The following is a 19,732-nucleotide window of genomic DNA, read 5'->3' on the forward strand; positions in this document are numbered from 1 at the left end:
GGCATCCTCGAGGGCAAGCCCCGATAGGGCCCAGGACGCGAGACGCCCGGCGCGCGGACCGGTGCTCGACCGAAGAACTTACAAGCTCTGCGCACACGCGGTCACCGCAGCGACAGCCACCAGTCCTGGTCGAGCCCCGACAGCAGCTCGCCGTCGAGCTCGGCGTCGCGGCGGGCGACGCCGACCAGCGACGCCGCGGCGGCGTAGGCGCCGATCGCGGGCAGCTCGACGGCGACGAGCACGAGCCCGACCGTCGTCGCCTCGGGGCCGAGGTCGACCTCGGCCAGCTCGGGCGGCAGGATCGGCAGCGTCACCTGCGTGCGATCGCCCGGCGCGATCACGCGGAAGGTCACAGCGTCGTTCGCGACGACGCCGGTGAAGGTGGCGACGACGACGTCGGGGCGCCGGCCGTTGCCGCCCTGGTAGGTCCAGGTCAGCGCGCGGGTGGCGACGTCGAACCCGCGGGTGCCGAGCGTCGGGGGCGCGGTCGCGGTCACGTCGACGACGGTCCGCCGCTCGAGCGCCGGGCGCACCAGGCGCGCGTGCAGCGTCGTCACCACCGGGCTCTCGAGCTGGACCTCCAGCGTCGCCAGCTCGCCGATCGGGACCACCGGCACCGGCACCACCAGGCTCGCGCCTTCGATCGACCCGGTCGCGGTCACGCTGCTCCACTCGGCGTCGAGGTCGAGCTGGCGCCGGGTGACGACCGCCAGGGTCCGGACCTCGGGGATGTTGGTCAGGATCAGCTCGGTGTCGGTCAGCGGCTGCCACGGCGGCAGCGCGATCACCTCGACGTCCGTCAGGTCGACGTGGGCGCGGGCGGCGTACGCGGCGCTGCCGTCACTCGCGTGCGCGACCGCGACCACGGTCGCGTCGTCGGCCCGGGTGCAGCGCGGCTGGAACCAGCGCATCGAGGTCGCGCTGTCCTGGAACCCACGGCCGGCGCAGCTCGCGGTCAGCTCGACGGTCCCGCTCGGCCACGGCGCGATCGTGGCGGCGCGCGCGCCGAGGCTCGCGCCACCGAACCACCGCGGCCGGTTGCCGTCGACCAGCGCGCTCCCGGCCGGCACGTCGAGGAAGATGGTCACGTCGGGCGCGTCGAACGGGCGGCGTCGGACCACCACCACCGCCCCGCCCGAGGGCACCGTCGCCGTGGCCAGGCCGGCGTCGTCGCTGATCGTGATCAGCGCCGGACCGTCGGGCGGCAGGAACGCCACCTGCACGCCGGCCAGAGGCGCGCCGAGCGTCGCGCCCGGATCCTGGACGGTCGCGAGCACGCGCACGGTGATCGGGCCGGGCGCCGCGTCGATCGGGGGCGTGGCGTCGACCGCGCGCGCCGGGGGCGCCACGTCGGCGCCGCACGCGGCCAGCGCCAGGGCCGCGCCGATCAGCCCGCGCACGACCGACGACCCCGCCGGCGCCGACCGAGCCCGAACCACGCCAGCGCCACCACCACCGCCATCGCGATCGGCGCGCCGGGCGCGGCCTCGGCGCCGCAGCAGCCGCTGCGCGCCGACCGCGGCGCGCCGCCAGGCGCCGCCGGCGCGTCGCCGGCCGGGGTCGCGTCGGCGACCGGCCCGCTGGTGTCGACCTGGGGCGGCATCGCGTCGACCGCGACGTCGCTGCCCGGCGGCGCGGTGACCCGCGGCGCGTCGGCGGTGACCGCGCAGGCGTCGTCGAGCGTGAACACCCGCGGCCGGCCGGCCACGGTCGTGCCCGCGCCGCTGGCGCTGACCGTCACCTTGCAGCCGCCGCCGTCGGCCACCGCCGCGACCACGGCGTCGGCGCCGGTGGGCCCATCGAGGACGACGTGGCGCGCGCCGCGCGGGCCGGCGTAGCTGGTCGTGGCGCCGCCGCCGACGACGACCGCGAAGTGCGCGGCGGCCGCGGCGATCACGGTGACGTCGCCCTGGGTCGTGGTCGCGAGCTCGGCCATCGCCGTGCGCGTGCCGACCAGATCGATCGCGTGGATCGCGGTCATCGTCGGGCCCGGCACCACCAGCCGCCACTGCTCGATCGGGAAGCGGGCCGCGGCGCAGTTGCCGCGGGTCCACTTGTCGACGAAGCAGCTCCCGGCGGGCTCGCGCTCGTGGGCCGGCGCGCCGCCGCTGGTGGCCACGGTCGTGATCCGCAGCGCGGTGGCGCCGAGCGAGCCCGCGCCCTGCGCGCCCTTGGCCTCGAGCTTGGCCGGCGTGCGGAAGCGCAGGTGCAACCCGCGCTTGGCGTCGCCCGACGCCGCGCGATCGACCACGATCGCCGTGGCGCCGTCGCCCCACGGCACCACGACCACGTCGCGCAGCGCCGCCGGCACGTCGCTGGGTCGATCCTGGAACTTGTACTGATCGGCGTAGTCGCACCGGGTCGCGATCACGCCCGACCTGGTCTGCCGCGCCCACGCGTAGCCGGTCTTGACGCTCCACCACGCCTGGCTCGGGAGGTAGTCGGGCGGCAGCTGCGCGGACACCACCGACGGCGCGTTCGAGGTCATCGTCGACAGCGAGCCGTAGGGCGTCGGGTCGACGATCACGTCGTCGGCCCCGCGCGACAGCACGAAGTTGCCGGCGTTGGGGTGGCTGTGATCGACGTCGATCGTGTGCTGGCACTGGCTGACGAACCAGATCGCCTGCTTGCTCCAGTCGGTGCGCGCGAAGAACGCGCCGGTGCCGGCCGCGAGGTACGCGGTCGGCCAGGTCGCGCGCGGCACCGGCGTCGGCGTCACGCCCGCGGCCGCGGCCAGCGCGCCGAACAGCGGGAAGTCGGCGCGGCCACCGAGCGGCGCCAGCTCGCCCGCGGCCCAGGCCTTGTAGGTCGGGGACGCGTCGCCGATCAGCACCGCGAAGTAGGTGTTGGGGTTGGGGGCGAGGTTGGGCTGCTCGTCCTGGGTGTCACCGCCGACGAAGATGCCGCCGCCGGGCGCGCGCGCGTGGACCGTGCGCGCCAGGAGCGCGTCGAGCCAGGCGCGGACCCCGTCGACGCGCACGCCCTGGGCCGCCATCGCCCGCGCCGCGGCCGCGTACTCGACCACCGCCAGCGGCCCGTACTGCCAGCCCTCGCCCCAGTCGCCGCCCTCGAGCACGCCGCCGGGCGCCATCGCCTTGGCCATGTCCTTGCGCCACAGCTCGTCGGCGACCAGCGTCCACAGCGCGTCGCCGGCGGCGCCGGCCTCGCCGCGCTGGGCGATCGCGATGAACGTGACCGCCGCCAGGTAGCCGGCGTGGTAGTTGGTCGACGGGCTGCGGGCGCGGTAGCCGTTGGCCAGGTACCAGCTGGTCCACGCGGCCCAGCGCTGGCGCGTGCGCGCGCGCAGCGCCTCGGTCATGCCCGGCTGATCGTGCAGCCAGTCGTAGGCGACCGCGGTGTAGGGCCCGAGCGCGCGGATCGAGAAGCCGCTGTCGCGGTTGGCGGCGAGGTCGCCACCCTTGCCGTCGCCGAGCCGGTCGAGGTCGTCGATCATCGCGGTGTGGAACATGATCGCGCGCCGGGCGTCGCCGGCGTCGTCGGTCGCGGCCCACGCCACCAGGCACGCTTGCAGGTAGCGGGCCCACTCGAGGCCCATGTAGCCCGCGTGGGTGTGGTCGCCGCCGTCGCGCTCGATGCCGCGGCACACGGTGATCGCGCCGTTGACCGCCGTGCCGCTCTGCTTGGCCTGGGACTTCCAGATCGCGCGGGTGGCGTCGTCGAGGAACAGCCGCGGCGGACGAGCCTGGGCGGCGGCGGTCGACCCGCCGATGCACAGGACCAACGCGATGGTGGCGACGAGCTTCATCGCCGGGCAGCGTAGCGCACTCACCGGCCCCGGGCCGACCGAAGCGCGCTACTGCACCTTGACGGGTGCGGTCAGGGCGCGCAGGTACGCGCGCGCGTCGGGGGTCTTGCGGCGGTAGCGATCGATCCGCACCCAGTACAGCACCCCGCGCTTGAGCTGCCAGCGCTCGTCGTCGTGGCGCAGATCGTGGCCGCCGTAGCTCGACCGCTCGCCGGGCAGCGTCAGGTTGGCGATCGGCAGCGAGAACGAGTCGTCGCCGATGACCCAGCCGTCGTCGTCACCGTTCGACGAGCGGATCACGCCGAAGACGATCACGCCGCCGTCCTTGCCGCGCGACACCGCGCGATAGCCGGACGGCGGCGGCCCGCTGGTGAGCTGGTGCCCCGGCGGCAGCGGCGGCTCGGGCAGCGCCGCCGGCGGCGGCGTGGTCACCGGGGTCAGCGCCTCGGCCTGCCAGTACCAGCGGCGCTGGCTGTCGAGCGCCCACGCGCCGCGCACGGCCACGCGCGCGCCCTCGGCCGGCGGGGCGCCGGCGATCGCGACCCGCACCGCCAGCGCGCCGTTGCCCTCGGTCTCGTCGACCAGCCAGCGGATCACGCCGCGCGCGCCCGGCGCGATCGCCTCGCCGCCGATCCGCCCGACGATCACCGCGCCTTGCCCGCGCCGGGCCAGGTAGCGATCGCGATCGATCACCGCCTGCCACGCGGCGATGCTCCCGGGCGGCGTGGCCGCGGCGGTGTCGTCGTCGGTCCCGATCGGCGCGAGGTCGCCCCCATCGGGGCCGGTCGGGGCGGCCGCCCCGGCGTCGACGACGCGCCCGAGCGGCTCGGTCCGGGCCGGCTGGGTCTCGCGCTTCTCGCCGCAGCCGGCGAGCGCCAGCCCGACGATCGCGAGCGCGGCCACGGCGGCGCGGCCGGTGGGTCGGCCGGCACGGTCGCGGTCGGCGACGGAACCCACGCGCGCCGACTCGACGCTCAGCCCGCGGCCAGCGCGCGGGCGGCGTTGAACGCGCGCGGGATCCCGAGCGGGGTCGCACGCAGCTGCAGCACGAGGAAGTCGCCGTCGGTCGAGATGCCGGTGACGTTGACGACCGGCGTCAGGGTCTCGAGCACGCGCCGGACCCGCTCGTTCTGGCGGATCTTCGGGTTGCGCATCAGGTCGAGCACCATGATGTCGTCGTTGGCCTCGACCAGCACGTCGGGCTTCTTGGGCGCGAACTTGAGCAGGTTGCCGGGCTTCGACAGGTCGAGCGCGCCGCTCTTGATCAGCGCCGCGACCGGCGTCTGCGCGTCGCCCAGCACCTTCAGATCGATGTTGGCGAGGCGGATCTTGACCCGCAGCTGCTCGGGCGCGACCTCGATCGTCTCGATCTTGATCGACGCCGAGGCCCGGACGGTCGTGCCCATCAGATCGATCGTGGCGCCGACCGCGATCGCCGGCGGCCGCGCCAGCACGGTCACGTCCTGGGGCGCCTTCTTGCTGGGCGGGGTCGAGGCGATGAACCAGCGCACGGCGTCGAGGGGCACCGCGATGCGCATCCCCAGGGCGTGGCGGGCCATGTTGAACATGGCGGACGGGTTCTGGACCACGAAACGGCCGGCCGAACGCAGCGCAGCACGGAGGGGAAGGGCCATGGGTTCAATGTATCGCGCGCCCGCCCTCGTCGGGTGCGTTCGGCGCGGATTTCACCGGGCGGTCACGGCCACGCGAGCCGGACCACGCGCAGGGGCCCGGCCAGGACCGCGCCCGCCGCCGGCCGGCCGTCGATCACCGTGGTCCAGGCCGCGGCGGCGGCCGGCACCGGCGCGCGCGCGACCGCGGCGCCCGCGCCATCGAGCACGATCACCTCGTCGGCCGCGGTGACCAGCGCCAGCGGCGCCTCGGCCAGGTTGGCGCGGGCGCCGACGCCGACGACCCGGGCGGCCACGGCCGCGCTGACCCGTGGCACCCCGCGGGCGTCGACCGCGACCACCGCGCCGCCCTGCTCGTCCGACCGCGTCACGACCGCCTGGTCGCCGCGCGGCAGCCAGCCGGCCGCGATCGCGCCGGCCGCGGTCGCGGCGCCGTCGTCGCCGACGAGGTACAGGCTGCCGTCGGCCAGGGCCACCGCGAACCGATCGCCATACGCGAACACCGCGGCCACGGCGCCGTCGACGGCGGTGGCGGCGATCGGCAGCCACCCCACCGCCCGCGAGCGCACGACCACGGCGCCGTGCTCGTAGCTGGCGATGCGGGTGTCGGCGCCGCGGGTGGCGATCGCCAGCCGCGCGACCGCGCCGTCGCTGGCGCGCCAGCGGGTCAGCCCGAGGCCGGTCGCGGCGTCGACGACGACCACCTCGGCGCCGCTCAGGATCGCGACCACGGAGCCGCCGGCGACCAGCCCGTCGACGGTCGCGCCGCCCCAGCGCCAGGCGCGCGCGCCCCCGCTCGCGGTCACCGCCTGGACCGCGCCGCCGTCGGCGCCGGGCCCGCGCGCGGCGCACGCGACGACCGCGGAGGTCACCGCCATCGCGACGACGGCGCCGGGCGGGCACGCGCCGCGCTCGATCCAGCGCCAGCGCTCGGCGTGCAGATCGTACGCCGCGAGCCCGGCGCCCCGCGGCAGCGTCGGGTGGTCGTCCCGCACCAGCGCGTACAGCCGCTCGCCGTCGAGCGGATCGAACGCCACCGCGACGACGTCGTCGACGTGGGGATCGCCGATGATCGCGTCGACCACCGCCGGCGCCGCGGGCAGATCGACCCGCGTCCGCGGCGGGAGCAGCTCGACCACCTCGGGCGCCAGCGCGGCCGCCGCGACCGCGGCCGCCGCGGGCAGCAGGTACCGGGTCAGCGCCGCGACCTCGCCGGGCGCGCCCGGCCCCGCCACCAGCGCGCGATCGCCGACCACCACCGCCGCGCCCGCGCCCGGCGCCGCCAGCACCTGCGCGCCGTCGCCGTCGAGCAGCACCCACGCGCCGGCGCGATCGACCGCGAGCCGACGCGCGCCGCGGGCCGCGACCAGGCGCGCCACCGCGATCGGCACCAGCCCGTGCGCGGTGCGGAGATCGCGCGAGCGGGCCTCCACGCCGAGCGCGGTGGCGAGCTCGACCCGGTCGCCGGCGCGCGGATCGACCCACGCGTCGTCCGCCGCCCGCGCCGCGCCGATCACCTCGCCGTCGACGGTCAGCGCCCGGACCGCGCCGCCACCGACGACGATCAGCGGCGCGGCGGCGCACGCGACCCGGGCGACCGTGGGCACCGCGGTCGTCCAGCGCACGACCGCGTCGGCCGCGTCGAGGTCCCAGCGCGCGAGCTGACCGGCGCGCCACGCCAGCACGAACCGCGCGCCGACGTCGCACACCGCGACGACATCGTCGGCGCTGGCGCCCTCGGGCACGGCCACGGTGCGCCCCAGCCGGGCCCCGTCGAACAGCGCGACGCCGGCGGCGGTGGCGACCAGCGCCAGCGCGGGGCCCGCGGCCGGCCCCGTCCGCAGCCACGTGGCGTCGACCCGTCCGCGCTCGACGCCGGTGGCGCGATCGAGCGCGACCACGCGGCCCGCGCCGGCCGCGAACACCAGGTCGCCGACGATCGCCACCGCCGGCACGCCGGCCGCGCGGCTGCGCCAGCGGACGACGCCGGCGTCGACGTCGATCAGATCGATCGCCGGGCCATCACCGTCGGCGCCCGACAGCGCGACGACCGCCGGGCCGCGATCGTCGCTGCCGACCAGCGCGATCGCGACCAGCGGCGTCGTCGGCCCGTCCGGCCCCGCGACGATCGGCGTCGACGCCACCGGCGCCCGCGGCGCGCCGACGCCCAGCCGCGCGGTCGCCGGCGGCGCCGGCGCCAGCGACGCCGCGGCCACGTACACGATCGTCGGCGGCGGCGGCGCCTCGGCCGGTCCGCACGCCCCGACCACCGCCGCGATCGCGATCGCCCGACGCACCGCGGGATCGACTAGACCCGCTCGATGATCGTCGCGATGCCCATGCCGCCGCCGATGCACAGCGTCACCAGCGCGGTGGCCTGGCCGGTGCGCTCGAGCTCGTCGAGCGCGGTGCCCAGCAGGATCGCGCCGGTCGCGCCGAGCGGGTGGCCCAGCGCGATCGCACCGCCGTTGACGTTGACCCGGGCGCGATCGATGTCGAGCGCGCGGATGGTCTGCAGCGGCACGACCGCGAACGCCTCGTTGATCTCCCACAGGTCGATGTCGCGCGCGCTCATGCCCGCGCGCTTGAGGGCCTTGGCCGAGGCCGGGGCCGGGGCGGTCAGCATGATCACCGGCTCAGCGCCGGCGGTCGCCATCGCGCGGATCCGGGCGCGGGGCTTGAGCCCGGCCCGCTCGCCCCACTCGCGGCTGCCCATCAGCACCGTGGCCGCGCCGTCGACGATGCCGCTCGAGTTGCCAGCGGTGTGGACGTGGTCGATCGCCTTGGTGTCGGGGTAGACCTTGAGCGCGAGCTGATCGAGGGTCTCGCCGTTGGGGCCCATCGCGGCGGCGCCCATCGCGCCGAACGCCGGCGCGAGCGCGCCCAGCGACGCGCGGGTCGTGTCGGGGCGCGGGTGCTCGTCGCGGCCGAGCGCGGCCGAGCCGTCGAGGTGCTGGACCGTGAACAGCGACTTGTCGAAGCGCTTCTCCTCGATCGCCCGGGCGGCGTGCTGCTGCGACTCGAGCGCGAAGCCGTCGACGTCGGCGCGGCTGAAGCCCTCGCGGGTCGCGATCAGATCCGCCGAGATGCCCTGCGGGACCATGAACAGGCGCGCGCGCAGGTGCTCGTTGAGGCCGTCGAGCATCGCGCCGTCGGCGCCCATCGGCACCCGCGACATCGACTCGACGCCGCCGCCGATGCCGCCGTCGATGAAGCCGGCGCCGATCTTGGCGGCGATCGAGTTGACCGCCTCGAGGCCGGAGCCGCAGAAGCGGTTGACCGTGAAGCCGGTGACGTCCTCGGGCCACTGCGCCGCGATCAGCGCGGTGCGCGCGATGCACGCCCCCTGCTCCTTGACCTGGGTGACGCAGCCGATCGACAGGTCGTCGACGAGGTTCTTGTCGAGCTGCAGGCGCCCGGCCATGTGGTTCAGGGTCTGGGCCAGGAGCTCCTGCGGGTGGAGCTGCGACAGCCCGCCCTTGCCAGCCTTGCCACGCCCGCGCGGGGTGCGAACGACGTCGTAGATGAACACATCGGCCATGGGATCCTCCGAGGAGGGCGCAGGTCCCCGCACGGGGTCGGGGCCGGCGCCGGTTTCGCGGACCTTGGCGCGGATCGACGCCGACCGCAAGCGCCCCGCCGGAGCCCGGAACCGGAACCGGAGCCGGCCCCCGAGCCGGAGCCGGCCCCCGAGCCGGAGCCGGCCCCCGAGCCGGAGCCGGTGCCCGATCCGGAGCCCGAGCCCGAGCCCGAACCGGAGCCAGAGCAGGTCGTCGCTCAGGCCTTCTCGCCGAGCTCCGCGTGCAACCCGTACTCGCGCATCTTCGCGACGAACGTCCGTCGCGGCATCCGCAAGAGCTCCGCCGCGCGCGTCTGGACGCCGTCGGCGACCCGCAGCGCCTGCAGCATGCGCTTGCGCTCGAGCGCGCGCAGCTCGTCGGCGATCGGCCGGAACCCCTCGGCCGTGCGCGGCCCCGGCGACGCGGTGTCGGCCGGGCGGATCGCCGCCACCGCGCCGCCCCCGGGCTCGACATCGCCGACCAGCGCCGGCGGCAGGTGCCACAGATCGATCGCGTCGCCGTCGCACGCGGCCGCGGCGTAGTCGAGCGCGTTCTTGAGCTCGCGGATGTTGCCCGGCCAGCGGTGGCGCGCCAGCACCTGCATCGCCGCCGGCGTCACCTCGACCGGCTCGCGGCCCAGGCGCGCGCACGCCGCGGCGAGGAGCTCGCGCACCAGCAGCGGCAGCTCGCGCGGGCGCTCGCGCAGCGGCGGCAGCGCCACGGTCGCGCCCGACAGCCGGTAGTACAGATCCTCGCGGAACCGGCCGGCCGCGGCCTCGGCCTTGAGATCGCGGTTGGTCGCGGCCACGACCCGGACGTCGATGGCCCGGTCGTCGGTGCCGCCGACCCGGGTGATGGCCTTGCCGTCGAGCACGCGCAGGAGCTTGGCCTGGACCGCCAGCGACAGCTCGCCGACCTCGTCGAGGAAGACCGTGCCGCCCGCGGCCGCCTCGAACAGCCCGATCCGGGTGGCGACCGCGCCCGAGAACGCGCCGCGCTCGTGGCCGAACAGCTCGCTCTCGACCACGCCGTCGGCGATCGCCGCGCAGTTGACGGTGCGCAGCGGCCCGCTGCGGCGCGAGTAGTGGTGGACCGCCACCGCCGCGCTGTCCTTGCCGACGCCGGTCTCGCCCAGGATCAGCACCGGCAGGTCACTGACCGCGAACCGCTCGATCAGCGCGAACGCGCGCACCATCGCCGGCTCCGCCACCACGACGGTCGCGGCGCCGATCGTCAAGCGGCGCGCCAGCGCGTCGGCGGCGACCGCGTGATCGACCGGCGCCGCCATCGCCGCGGCGCGGGCCGAGGCCAGGAGCGTGGCCGCGCCGACGCCGTCGCCCGGGAACGCGGCCCAGCCGACCCGGGCGCCCCGGCCGCGCAGCGCGACCGTCAGCGACGCCACCGCCGGGCCACGCTCGTCGGGCCCCAGCTCGGGCAAGAGGGCCAGCACGCCGGTCGCCCCGTCGGTGCCGACCGTGTCGATCGACCGGACCGCGCCGCGGATCGCGGCGAGCGCGCCGTCGCGCGCGCCGGCGGTGGCGAACCGCACCGCGACGATCGTGACCGCGCGCTGGTAGCGGCTGGCGCGGTCGAGCTCGAGCGTCAGGCGCTGGTGCAGCGTGGCGTCGTCGACGGTCGCCGGCGGCTCGACCCGGCGCTCGCCGCCGTGGAACACCATCATCGTCGTGCAGATCTGGATGACGTCGCCGGTGCGCAGCTCGCGCTCGGCCGCGATCGCGTCGCCGTTGACCAGCGTGCCGTTGTAGCTGCCGAGGTCGGCGACGAACGCGCGCCCGTCGTCGATCCGGAGCTGCGCGTGCTTGCGCGACGCGGTCGGATCGCCGAGCACGACCTCGCACTCGGGCACGCGCCCGATCGTGACCGCGCCGGCCGGGGGCAGCACGTAGCGCCACGAGCGGTCGTCCTCGATCACCACCAGCGCCGGCGGAGTGGCGCCGGGGTCGCGCGGCGTCGCCTGGGTCGGATCCGGCAGCGTGTGGTCGGTCACGCGCGTGATTGTATCAACCCCGGCCGCGCGCGCGCGGCGCGGTGGGTAGGATGACGGCGATGTCGCCCGCGCCGCCGTGGACCCCGCCGGCCGAGTTCGACGAGTTCCGGCTCGTCGGCCCGCTCGGCCACGGCGGCATGGGCCAGGTCTACGTGGCCCGCGACGTCTTCCTCGATCGCCTGGTGGCGGTGAAGTTCCTGCTCGCGGCCGAGGCCGACGACGCCGCGCTCGACCGGCTGCGCATCGAGGCCCGGGCGATCGCGCGGCTGCAGCACCCCAACGTCGTCGTCGTCCATCGCACCGGCGTCGCCGCCGGGTTCCCGTACCTGGTCAGCGAGCTGCTGCGCGGCCAGACCCTGGCCGAGCTGCCCAAGCCGGTCGCGTGGACGCGCGCGCTCGAGCTCGGCGTCGGCATGGCGCGCGGGCTCGCGGCCGCGCACCAGCGCGGCGTCCTGCACCGCGACATCAAGTCGGCCAACGCGGTCGTCACCGACGACGGCGAGGTCAAGCTGCTCGACTTCGGGCTGGCCAAGCTGCGCGGCGACCCGGCGCCGGCCCCGCCGCCGCCACCAGCGCCGCCCGAGACCGAGGCCGTCGCCGCGACCGAGCTGGCCCGCCCCGCGCCCGACGCCCGGGCGGTCGCGACGTTGCCGGCGCGGCCCCAGGCGGACCCGCGCCTGGTGGCGACGCTGCCGAGCGCGCCCCCGACCGTCGTCGAGCCACGCGACGACGACCGCACCGAGGTGGTCGCGCCCGAGACGCCGGGGCCCGACGCGATGACCGCGGCCGGCGCCGTGCTCGGCACGCCGGCGTACATGCCGCCCGAGGCGTGGCTGGGCGAGCCGGCGACGCCCGCGTCCGACGTGTACGCGCTGGGCGTCGTGCTGTTCGAGCTGGTGGTCGGGACCACCCCGCACAAGGGCGCGCCGCTCGAGCAGGTGCGCGCGCGGGTCGTCGACGGCGCCCCGCCGGCGGTGCGCGACCGGGCCCCGACGGTGCCCGCCGGCCTCGCCGCGATCATCGATCGGTGCCTGGCGCGCGCGCCGGCCGCGCGCTACCGCGACGGCGACGAGCTGCGCGACGCGCTCGAGGCCCCTGGCCGCGGCCGGCCGCGCCGGCGCGGTCCCCGACGGCAACCCCTACCGCGGCCTCGCGGCGTTCGAGGCCGAGCACCGGGCGCTGTTCTTCGGGCGCGACGCCGCGATCCGCGCGGTGCTCGAGCGGCTGCGCAGCGAGCCGATGGTGGTCATCGTCGGCGACTCCGGCTGCGGGAAGTCGTCGCTGTGCAAGGCCGGCGTGCTGCCAGCGATCGTCGACGGCGCGCTCGGCGACGGCCGGTCGTGGCGGGCCGCGACGATGGTGCCGGGCGCGACCCCGGTCGCCGCGCTCGTCGCCGCGCTGGCGCCGACGGCGGGGCTCGACGAGGACGAGCTGGTCGCGACCCTGCGCCGCGACCCGGCCGAGTTCGCGCGCGCGGTGCGCAAGGCCAGCGCGACCGGCCACCCGCTGGTGCTGCTGGTCGATCAGCTCGAGGAGCTGGCGACCTTGGCCGCCGACGACGACGGCCGGCTGGTCGCCGAGGCGCTGCGGCACCTGGCGATCACCACGCCGACCGTGCGCGTGCTCGCGACCGTGCGCTCCGACTTCGTGACGCGCGTGGCCGCGCGGTTCGCCCGCGCCGACGAGCTGACCCGGGCGCTGCACCTGCTCTTGCCGCCGGGGCCGGCCGAGCTGCGCGCGGCCATCGTCGGCCCGGCGGCCCGCAAGGGCGTCGCGCTCGACGACGCGCTGGTCGAGGCGCTGCTCACCGCCAGCGCCCGAGCCGACAGCAGCCTGCCGCTCTTGCAGTTCGCCCTGACCGAGCTCTGGCACGCGCGCGCCGCGGGCGCGACCTCGCTCACCGCGGCCGAGCTGACCGCGATCGGCGGGGTCACCGGCGCGCTGGCCCGCCACGCCGACGCGGTGCTGGCGCGGCTGCGGCCGGCCCAGCGCGCGGCCGCGCAGCGGGTGGTGCTGGCGCTGGTCACCGCCCAGGGCACCCGGGCCCGGCGCCACGAGGCCGCGCTGGCCGTCGACGCCGACGCCCGGGTCGCGCTCGACGAGCTGGTGCGCGGACGGTTGGTGGTGGCGCGCGGCGACGACGACGACGCCAGCTACGAGCTGGCCCACGAGGCGCTGCTCGACGGCTGGCAGACCCTGCGCAGCTGGCACGAGCGCAGCAAGGACGATCGCGCGGTGCGCGAGCGGCTCGAGCGCGCCGCCGCCGAGTGGGCGCGCCTCGACCGACCGGTCGACGGCCTCCTGCGCGCGCGCCAGCTGGCCGAGGTCGCCGGGCTCGACCCGGCGCCGATCGGCGCCGACGCCGCGTTCGTGACCGCCTCGCGCCGCGCGGTCGCGCGCACCCGCTGGCGCCGCCGGGCGCTGATCGCCGCGGTGCCGGCGTTCGCCGCCCTGGTCTGGCTCGGCCTGCGGCTCGCCGACGACGCCCGCCGCGATCGCGCGGTCGCGCGCCACCGCGCCACCGCCGCCGCCGCGGTCGCGGCCGGCACCCGCGCGGCCGAGGCCGCCGGCCGCACCCGCGCCGCGGCGTTCGCCGCGTTCGACGACGGCCACGGCGACGACGGCGAGCGCCAGTGGGCCGACGCGCGCGCCCTGATCCGCGCGGCGCGCCGCGAGCTGGCGTCGGGCTCGCGCGCGCTCGAGGCGGCGCTCTTGCTCGCCCCCGGGCGCGCGGCGGTGCGCCGCCAGCTCGCCGAGCTCACCTACGAGCGCCTGGCGCTGGCCGAGGGCGACCACGACGCCGCGCAACAAGGCGAGCTGCTCGAGCGCCTGGCGCTGTGGGACGACGGCGGCCGCATCGCCGCGCGCTGGCAGGCGCCCGCGACCGTGTCGATCACGACGACGCCGGCGCCGGTGCCGTTCGTGCTCGAGCGCTACGTCGAGCGCGGCGACCGGCTCGCGGCCGAGCTGGTCGAGATCACCGCGCACCTGCCGCTGACGAACCAGCCGCTGCCGCCGGGCTCGTATCGGTTCACGTTCGACGTCGCGGGCACGCCGATCCGCTACCCGGTCGTGCTCGAGCGCGGCGAGCACTTCGGCGCGACGGTGGCGCTGCCGGACCGCGCCCGCGTCCCGGACGGCTTCGTCTACGTCCCGGCCGGCCGGTTTCGCTTCGGGTACGCCGGTGACGAAGATCTGCGCCGGTTCTTCGGCGCGCCGCCGGAGCACGGGGTCTCGACCCCAGCCTTCCTGATCGGGCGCCACGAGGTCACGTTCGCCGAGTGGATCGCGTTCCTCGACGAGCTGCCGCCGGCCGAGCGGCGGGCCCGGACGCCGGGCGACGGCGCCCGCGACGTGCTGCACAGCCCCGCCAAGGTCGAGCTGCGGCCCGGCGCGGGCGGGGGGTGGCGGCTCCTGCTCCGCACGATCGCGCTGCGGTTCGACCTGGCGCCGGGCGAGGCGCTGACGATCCCGGCCCGCGCCGACCACCGCGACCTGGCGTGGACGCGGCTGCCGGTGAGCGGCGTCTCGGTCGACGACGTCGAGGCCTACGCCGCGTGGCTCGATCGGACCAAGCGGGTGCCGGGCGCGCGGCTGTGCACGGCCCGCGAGTGGGTCCGGGCCGCGCGCGGCGCCGACGCGCGCTCGTTCCCGAACGGGCCGGCGCTCGCGCCCGGTGACGCCGCGACCTACGAGACCCACCGCTCGGCCGATCTCGCGGCGTCGGGCCCCGACGAGGTCGGCGCGCACCCGGGGGCCCGGAGCCCGTTCGACGTCGACGATCTGGTCGGCAACGTCTGGGAGCTGGTCCGCGGCGCCACGACCGACGAGTTCCGCGGCGGCGCCTGGTTCTACCCCCAGTTCCTGGCCCAGCTCGCCAACAGCCAGGAGGTCGAGCCCGGCTTCCGCGACGCGCTGATCGGGGCCCGGATCTGCGCCACGCCCTGAGCAGTCCTTGCTCGCCGGGCCGGCCCTGAGCAGTTCTTGCTCACGCGCGCGCAGGCCGCGGGCGCCGGGCCCATCGACCGTGGCCCGCGCCTTGCTCATCCGCGCCCCATGCGGATCCTCTCCCTGCTCGCGCTCGCGCTCGTGGCCTCGACCGCGCCGGTCGCCGCCCAGGTCTCGTCGGCCGATCTCGACAACGGCATCGGCATGGGCAACGGCATCGGCATGGGCAACGGCATCGGCATGGGCAACGGCATCGGCATGGGCAACGGCATCGGCATGGGCAACGGGCCCGGCACGACCGCGGTGTTCGTCAACGGTGTCGCGTCGTCGGTCCGGCTCGAGGGCACCCGCTTCCGGCGCCTGGCCACGTCGACCTCGTCGGTGCTCACCCCGTGCGCCACCAGCGGCTACAGCCGCAACTGCGGCTGGACCTCCGACGGCGTCGGCGTCTGCAGCGCCGGGCAGCCGGTCAGCGTCTCGGCCGGGAGCTGCAGCAGCGCCAGCGTCGCCGGCAGCGCCATGGCGGCGCCCGACGGCACCGCCACGCCGTCCTACACGACGCCGTCGGTCGTGCTCCGGGCCTGCACCGGCACCGCGCCCTGCACCTACGCCAGCGCGCTCAAGACCGCGGTGTCGTGCCCGGTCGGCGCGGGCCCGACCGCGGTCGCGACGTTCGCGTGCCCGTCGTCGGGCCGCTACAATGTGCTGACCGGGTCGTTCTACCCGACCGCGGATCGGCTGGTCGTCAACGCCGTCGCGTCGACCGGCGTCTACCCCGAGCTGCTGACCTCGAGCGAGGTCACCGCGCTGACCTTCGTCACCAGCACGACGCCCGGCGACACCGTCGTCGCGCCCGGCGACCCCGACGCGATCGAGCTGCGGATCGCGACCTACGTCGACGCCATCCCGTCGAGCTCGGTCCTGACGGCGTGCGCCACCGGCAACGGCCCGGCCGCGGTGACGAGCGACTGCGGCTGGAAGGCCCACCACGTCATGGGCTGCACCCCGGGCGCGTCGACCGCGGCCGGCGTGGGCGTGTTCGGGCTCGGCGCGGTCAGCGGCGCCGACCCGATGCTGCGCGTGTGCAGCGGCGCGTCGGCCTGTCGCTCCGCGAGCGCGCTCGGCCAGAACGACAACTACAGCGCCACGACCACCGGCGCGCTGGTCACCGTCACGTGCCCCGCGAGCGGCGTCGCCACCGTGATGACCGCGCGCAAGTCGTCCGGCTGGCTCGTGACCAAGTACGTGGTCACGCCCGAGGCGGCGACGCCCACCCGCACCAGCTACCGCCGCGATCCGTACCGGCTCGTCGCGATGGACGACGGCGTCGCCCTGTACCGCGTCACGGTCACCGCGCCGAGCGGCACGCCCAACCTGCCGGCGAGCGGGGGCACGCTGTGCGACGCGGCCGGCGCCAGCGCCGGCTACCTGGCCTCGGTGACCACCGGCGGGTGGGGCCCGCGCACGTACCTGCAACCGATCCCGTACACCGACACCGCCTCGTACACGAGCGACGCCAGCCGCCTGACCTTCGCGTGCACCAACGGCGCGATCCTCAAGTGCACGCGGCCGCTCACGCCGTGGGTGTCGCCGCGGGCCGAGGATCAGCGCGCCGCGTGCGTGCGCATGGTGCGCGCCGACTACTGCGGCACCGGCGAGGCCCACACCGTCGATGGCGTCCCGATCTCGGTGGAGTGGGACGGCTGGGACCCGGCGTTCATCGGCGACGCCGACTTCGAGGCGGTCTGGACCCCGCGCGGCGCCCACTGCGTGTCGTCGACCAAGGTGCTCGACCTGGTGGCCTCGGGTCGTCGCCCCGGCGCGACCAGCGTGTCGTGCCCCGCGCCGATCGACGCCCCCGCCACCGGCTCGTGGGCGCCCAACCCGCCCCCCGAGTGCACCCCGGCCACCAACCCGGCCAGCAACTGGCTGTGGAACTACGTCTACTGACCGACGCGACCGAGCTCAGGTCACCTCTCCACGAGGGGCGGCCTGGCGACCTGGCGACCGGCCTCCCAGGAAACTCAGAGCTCGCAACTCTCTCGGTCGAGCACCGAGCCGCGCGCCGGGAGTCTCGCGTCGTGGGTGGTCGTGGGTGAGGGCCCTGTCGGGGCTTGCCCCCGACGGGGGAGGGCCTGGCGACAGGCCCACTGGAACCTCAGAACCGGCCGGTCTCCTCGAACAGATCGCCGATGTACGTCGCCGCGCGGAACACGACCCGCCCGTCGGCCAGCACGCCCGGGCGCCCGGCGCTGTCGCCGCGGCCGAGCCGGTGCAGCACGGTCGCGCGGCCGGTGGCCAGGTCGACCCGGTAGAAGATCTGGGTCGGGCCGTCGACGAGCACGATCGCCGCGCGCCGATCGGGGTGGAGCCGCGCCGCCAGGATCGCGCCGGGCCCGACGCCGGTCACGCGGATCGGCGTGAACGCGCGCGTGGCCACCGCCAGCCAGCCGAGCGCGCGCTCGCCGCGCACGACCAGGGCGCGCCCCCGGGCCCGATCGACGTCCTGGAGGGCGGCGTCGTCGAGGATCCGCTCCGCGGTGCCCGGCCCCGCGACCCGCCACACCGCCGCGGTCGCGCCCAGCCGCGTGAACAGCAGCGCGCCGTCGGCCAGCCACTGCGCGTCGCGATCGCCGGCGTCGGTGGTCCACGCCGCCGGATCGCCGCCGGCCACCGGCGCCACCCGCACGCCGCGCTCGCCGGCCTCCGCGTCGACGGTGTACGCCACGCGCGCGCCGTCGGACGAGAAGCTGGCCGCGCCCAGATCGCCGTCGCCGCTGGCGAGCTCGCGCGCGTCCTTGAGCTTGGTGCCCTCGCGCCACAGCACGATCCGCGTGCCGCCGCCGGGGCGGATCGTCACCAGCGCGAGCGCGCCGTCGGGCCCCTGGGTCGGCCGGTCGACGTACGGCAGATCGAGCACCACCGCGGGCGCGCCGCCGCCGATCGCCGCCACCGCCCCCCAGCTCCGGCACTCCGAGCGCACCAGGCGCGTGCCGTCGGGGTGGATCGCGACGCCGCCGGGCGCCCAGACGTCGGCGACGGCGACGGTGTCGGCGCCGGTCGCGAGGTCGAGGCGCCGCACGCCGACGTAGGCCGGGTAGTACAGCGCGCCACCGTCGGGCGCGAACGCCAGCGCACCGACCTGGAGCATGTCGGTCGGCGGGCAGATCACCTCACCGCCGGGCAGCGTGACCAGGCACAGCCCCGGATCGCTCTCGTCGTCGCCGGTGACCACCGCGACGTGCCGATGATCGGGCGCGATCGCCAGCTGCTGCGCCGGGCGCTGGGCCGGCAGCGTCGCGAAGCGCCGCTCGACGGAGCCGGTCTTCTGCCACAGCTCGCCGGAGTGGGCCGCGCTCAGGTAGTAGAGCGTGCCGTAGTCGGCCACGACCGCGTGCCCGGCGACGACGTCGGTCTCGGCGCCGATCGTCAGGTCGTGGGCGCGGATCATCGCGCTGCCGTCGTCGCGCTGCGCGACGTACAGGAACTCGGCCGGGTGGCGCCCCGGGGTCGGGCGCAGGCGCCAGTCGGCGCCGGTCGACGCCGGGACCGCGGCGGCCCCGCCGCGGATCACCATCACCTCGACCTGGCCGCGGTGACGCCAGGCGTACGCGAGCGTGTCGCCCGACAGGAACACCGGATCGCTGGCGCAGCCGTCGACCGCGGTCACGCGCCGGGCCGGCGGCGCCGCCGCGTCGGCGAGGCCGCCAGCGTCGAGGGCGGGCCCGACCGCCGCGGCCGCGACCGGCGACGAGCCGCGCGGCCGCGCCACCCACGCCACGCCCGCGACCGCAGCGCCACCGGCCGCGATCATCAGCACCGCCATCCACCGCGCCGGGCGCTCGTCACCGCGGGCCGCCGTCACCACCGGCGCGTCGAACGCCACCTCGAGCTCGTCGGCCAGCGCGCCCGCGTCGACCTGGCGCGCCGCGGCCGCGGCCGCCACCGCGCGGTCGATCACCGCCACCACCGCCGGCGCGACCGCGATCGCCGCGGTCGCCAGCGACGGCACCCGCGCCGCCCCCGCCGCCAGCGCGTCGCCGTCGAGCCCGGCCAGCGGGTGGCGCCCGCCGAACAGCTCCCACAGCACCAGCCCCAGCGAGAACACGTCCGAGGCCTGGGTCAGGCGCTCGCCGCGCCAGGCCTCGGGCGCCATGTAGCGCGGCGTGCCCATGCGGCTGCCGGCGACGGTGAGATCGCTCGTGTCGGGCTGCGACGTCGGGCTCGGCGTCGCCGGCGTGAACGTCCGCGTCGCGTCGGGATCCGCCGCGCGCGCCGGGCCGGCGACGTCGGGCACGGTCGGCTGATCGGCGATCGACGTCGCCGCCCCCGGGGCCGCGCCCGGCTCGACCACGCCGCTGGGCTCGGCCAGCTTGGCCAGGCCGAAGTCGAGCAGCTTGACGGTGCCGTCGACGCCGACGATCGCGTTGCCGGGCTTGACGTCGCGGTGGAGGATGCCCTGCCGGTGGGCCGCCGCGAGCCCGCGCGCCAGGCCCAGGGCGATCGTCCGCGCGACCGCCGGGTCGAGCGGCCGCGCCAGCCGATCGAGCGGCGTGCCGTCGACGAACTCCGACACCAGGTAGGGCTCGCCGTCGTGCTCGCCGGCGCGGTAGACCGCGACGACGTTGGGGTGGTTGAGGCGCGCGATCGCCCGGGCCTCGACCAGGAACCGGGCCCGCGCGCTCGGGTGATCGCGGTAGCCGTCGATCACCTTGAGCGCGACCCGGCGATCGAGCACCGGATCGTCGGCCAGGTAGACCGCGCCCATGCCGCCGCGCCCGAGCACGCGCAGCACCCGGTAGTCCCCGATCGTCGCTGG

9 protein-coding genes and 3 pseudogenes are annotated in these 19,732 nt (G+C 77.0%); 4 read left to right on the forward strand and 8 right to left on the reverse strand.

Annotated elements, in window-relative coordinates; translation table 11 throughout:
• Positions 1–101: 101 nt before the first annotated feature.
• From IPL61_33385 to IPL61_33415, 7 genes are all read right to left on the reverse strand, one after another.
• Positions 102–1,400, reverse strand: coding sequence for a hypothetical protein (locus IPL61_33385; GenBank protein MBK9036086.1), 1,299 nt, complete (start codon positions 1,398–1,400; stop codon positions 102–104).
• Positions 1,388–3,766: a hypothetical protein gene (locus IPL61_33390; protein ID MBK9036087.1), complete on the reverse strand. Its 2,379-nt coding sequence runs from the start codon at positions 3,764–3,766 to the stop codon at positions 1,388–1,390. Before IPL61_33390 ends, IPL61_33385 begins: the two co-directional genes overlap by 13 nt.
• A 48-nt stretch (positions 3,767–3,814) precedes the next feature.
• On the reverse strand, positions 3,815–4,669 hold the full coding sequence (locus tag IPL61_33395; GenBank protein ID MBK9036088.1) for a hypothetical protein: 855 nt from the start codon (positions 4,667–4,669) through the stop codon (positions 3,815–3,817).
• Positions 4,670–4,740: 71 nt separating this feature from the next.
• Positions 4,741–5,325, reverse strand: coding sequence for a hypothetical protein (locus IPL61_33400; GenBank protein ID MBK9036089.1), 585 nt, complete (start codon positions 5,323–5,325; stop codon positions 4,741–4,743).
• 137 nt (positions 5,326–5,462) lie between these two features.
• Positions 5,463–7,694, reverse strand: a complete 2,232-nt coding sequence (locus IPL61_33405) for a hypothetical protein (GenBank protein ID MBK9036090.1) — start codon at positions 7,692–7,694, stop codon at positions 5,463–5,465.
• Between the two features lie 11 nt (positions 7,695–7,705).
• Positions 7,706–8,938 carry an acetyl-CoA C-acetyltransferase gene (locus IPL61_33410; protein ID MBK9036091.1) on the reverse strand — a complete coding sequence of 411 codons (1,233 nt, stop codon included), beginning with the start codon at positions 8,936–8,938 and terminating at the stop codon, positions 7,706–7,708.
• A gap of 236 nt (positions 8,939–9,174) precedes the next feature.
• Complete coding sequence (locus IPL61_33415; GenBank protein MBK9036092.1) at positions 9,175–10,965, reverse strand: sigma 54-interacting transcriptional regulator; 1,791 nt, start codon at positions 10,963–10,965, stop codon at positions 9,175–9,177.
• Between the two features lie 50 nt (positions 10,966–11,015).
• On the opposite strand from IPL61_33415, the pseudogene IPL61_33420 reads away from it, so the two are divergent.
• The 4 genes and pseudogenes from IPL61_33420 to IPL61_33435 all read left to right on the forward strand — a co-directional run bounded on the left by IPL61_33420 (position 11,016) and on the right by IPL61_33435 (position 16,863).
• Positions 11,016–11,498, forward strand: a pseudogene (locus IPL61_33420) (serine/threonine protein kinase).
• Between the two features lie 243 nt (positions 11,499–11,741).
• Positions 11,742–12,023, forward strand: a pseudogene (locus tag IPL61_33425) (protein kinase).
• 154 nt (positions 12,024–12,177) lie between these two features.
• The gene (locus IPL61_33430; GenBank protein ID MBK9036093.1) at positions 12,178–14,913 is read left to right on the forward strand and encodes an SUMF1/EgtB/PvdO family nonheme iron enzyme; all 2,736 of its coding nucleotides are present in this window, start codon (positions 12,178–12,180) and stop codon (positions 14,911–14,913) included.
• A gap of 108 nt (positions 14,914–15,021) precedes the next feature.
• A complete protein-coding gene (locus IPL61_33435) occupies positions 15,022–16,863 on the forward strand; it encodes a hypothetical protein (protein ID MBK9036094.1) in 1,842 nt (613 codons plus the stop codon).
• A 2,125-nt stretch (positions 16,864–18,988) separates the two neighbouring features.
• Here the strand turns inward: IPL61_33435 and IPL61_33440 are convergent.
• Positions 18,989–19,723, reverse strand: a pseudogene (locus IPL61_33440) (serine/threonine protein kinase).
• Positions 19,724–19,732: the final 9 nt, after the last annotated feature.

It is taken from the genome of Myxococcales bacterium (assembly GCA_016717005.1).
Lineage (GTDB): Bacteria > Myxococcota_A > Polyangia > Haliangiales > Haliangiaceae > UBA2376.